General features: G+C 67.4%; 2 protein-coding genes. One reads left to right on the forward strand and one right to left on the reverse strand.

All coding sequences use genetic code 11. The annotated features are described in order from the left end of the window. Positions 1–201: 201 nt before the first annotated feature. Positions 202–1,173, reverse strand: coding sequence for a CHRD domain-containing protein (locus MJ785_RS08090; protein ID WP_239309005.1), 972 nt, complete (start codon positions 1,171–1,173; stop codon positions 202–204). 176 nt (positions 1,174–1,349) lie between these two features. Here MJ785_RS08090 and MJ785_RS08095 point away from each other — a divergent pair, with 176 nt between their 5' ends. Further along, positions 1,350–1,826: a hypothetical protein gene (locus tag MJ785_RS08095; RefSeq protein WP_239309007.1), complete on the forward strand. Its 477-nt coding sequence runs from the start codon at positions 1,350–1,352 to the stop codon at positions 1,824–1,826. Positions 1,827–2,133: the final 307 nt, after the last annotated feature.

The raw sequence follows: 2,133 nt of genomic DNA on the forward strand, positions 1-2,133 counted from the left end.
GAGAGCGCCCGAGAATAGGACTGTCCGGATCGGGCGCGGATGAGCCGCTCCCTGACCGAACGCTCTATCCTCGGGCGCTCTCAGTGGCCGCCGCCGGGCCGCGATTGCCGCCAGGCTGGTGTGGCTGGTGTGGGGGAGTGTCCGCCGGATTGCAGGGCCCGCGGCGGAGTGCCGCGGGCTTCGCGATCCGGCGGATGGTGGTCAGCGCCAGTTGAAGAGCTGGCCGCGTACGGCGCCACCGGGGAACTGTGCGGTGTGCAGGTTGGTGTAGAAGTTCGAAGGCTGAGTTGCGATGTCCTTGACCAGCGCCGCGTCAAGGCCCGTGGCAGTGCCGGCCACGGCGAAGATCGTGCTGGGCATCGGGGTGGTGAAGAGCGGCACGACGACCGGGCCGTTGACCCCGAATGTTCCCTTGTGGATGTGGCCGAGGGTCGGTGAGATACCCAGCCAGGCGAAGGAATAGCCGACCTCTGTGTCCCGAGGATGGATGAACGCCACCGCCCGACCGGTCGGGTCGCCGACCGCCGGACCGCCGGCAACCGGGACCTCCTGGTCACCGGAGAGGAACGCCTTGCTTCCACTGCCCCCGAGCAGGCTGAGCAGATCGGCGGGCGCATCCAGCTTGGTGAGCTGGCCGCGTACGGCGCCACCGGGGAATTCCTGTGTGTGCAGGTTCAGATAGAACCCGGCCGGGTCCGCGCGCAGCGCGTCCGCTATAGCTGGGTCGCTGACTGTTACAGCACCCGCATCCGCGGTCACCGTTTCTGGCACCGCGGTACCCCACAGCGCCACCTTGACATCGCCGTTGACGCCAGCGGCGCCTTGATGGATGTGACCGAGTGTCGGCGCGCCGATTCCCTTCCAGGAGAACGCGAAGGTCACGCGGTCACCCTGCAACCGGATGATGGCGGTGGCGCTACCGTCGGGATCGCCGACCGCTGGTTTGCCGGCAACCGGTACCTCGTTGGAGCCCTCCAGTTTGGCTTTGAAGAATACCGGCTTGAGCCGGGCGCGCCGGATGCCAGCGGCGCGATCTGGCCTGGCGGTGGTGCTTGTGACGGTCGTGTGGTCCGGCGTGTGCGGGGCCGCCTGGGCGGTTGCCTGCACCGCTGTGACACCGACCAAACCAAGACTGAGTGCCAGCGTCGACAGCGCTAAAGCGGGTGCTCGCATCTCCCATATCCTTTCGTACCGGTAGCTCCGTATAGAGTCCATTTGGCGGATCATCATAGACACGTGGCGCGGGCTGCCGTTGGTTCACCGCAGCTTGGTTCTGTCGTCCGTTGAACTGGGGCGGGGACGGCTACGTGTGAGTTCCGAATCCATCTCACCTGTCTGGAGGAAATCTCATGCGCACCCGGATGTTCTTACTCGGGGCACTCCTTGTCACCAGCCTCGCCGCCTGCGGTAGCGGATCCGGCCAGGGCCAGCACGACACCCCGGCTACCCCGGCCACCCAGGCCGCGGAGCCGGTAGCGGTCAAGATCGCAGATTCCAGCCTCGGGCCCATCCTGACCGACCAGGACGGACGGACTCTCTACGCCTTCGCTGAGGACAAGAACGGCACCAGCACCTGCACGGGCCAGTGCGTCGCCACCTGGCCCGCGCTGATCAGCCGCACCCCTGTCGTCGCCGGGACAGGCACCGACAAGGGGCTCCTGTCGCAGGTCACCCGGGCCGAAGGAACCAACCAGGCGGTTTACGGCGACTGGCCTCTCTACCTCTATGTCGGCGACATGGGACCCGGTGACGTCGATGGGCAGGGCGTCGACGGTGTCTGGTTCGTGATCGGCGCCGATGGGAAGCTGATCAAAACGACATCGTGACCGCCGGCCGCACGGTGCGGAATCGACCGCCAGCGTCGCCTCCGGGCATCGACAGCCATGTGTAGGGCCGGCAGCCGCGGGTAGCCCGGATCGTCGCGGGGCATCGGACCAGACATTGGCCCAGGCGGTCGGCGGGCGTTCGCACGACGGGTTTGCTACCGGTGACAGAAGTGGTCACCGGTAGTGAGCCATGCACACCACGTGCGCGCGGCGGCTGGCGATGGAGGCCCGCCGCCGGCCGCCACGGTGAACCGACGCGTTCGGGTGGCATTCGACCGGAGGCCAGGACCTGGAGGCCACCGGAGCT

Source organism: Protofrankia sp. CiT1 (assembly GCF_917627335.1).
Classification (GTDB): Bacteria; Actinomycetota; Actinomycetes; order Frankiales; family Frankiaceae; genus Protofrankia.

Bases quoted from the DNA above. Each gene is read 5' to 3' on its own strand.
- MJ785_RS08090 (WP_239309005.1), bottom strand. From the start codon at position 1,173: ATGCGAGCACCCGCTTTAGCGCTGTCGACGCTGGCACTCAGTCTTGGT.
- MJ785_RS08095 (WP_239309007.1), top strand. From the start codon at position 1,350: ATGCGCACCCGGATGTTCTTACTCGGGGCACTCCTTGTCACCAGCCTC.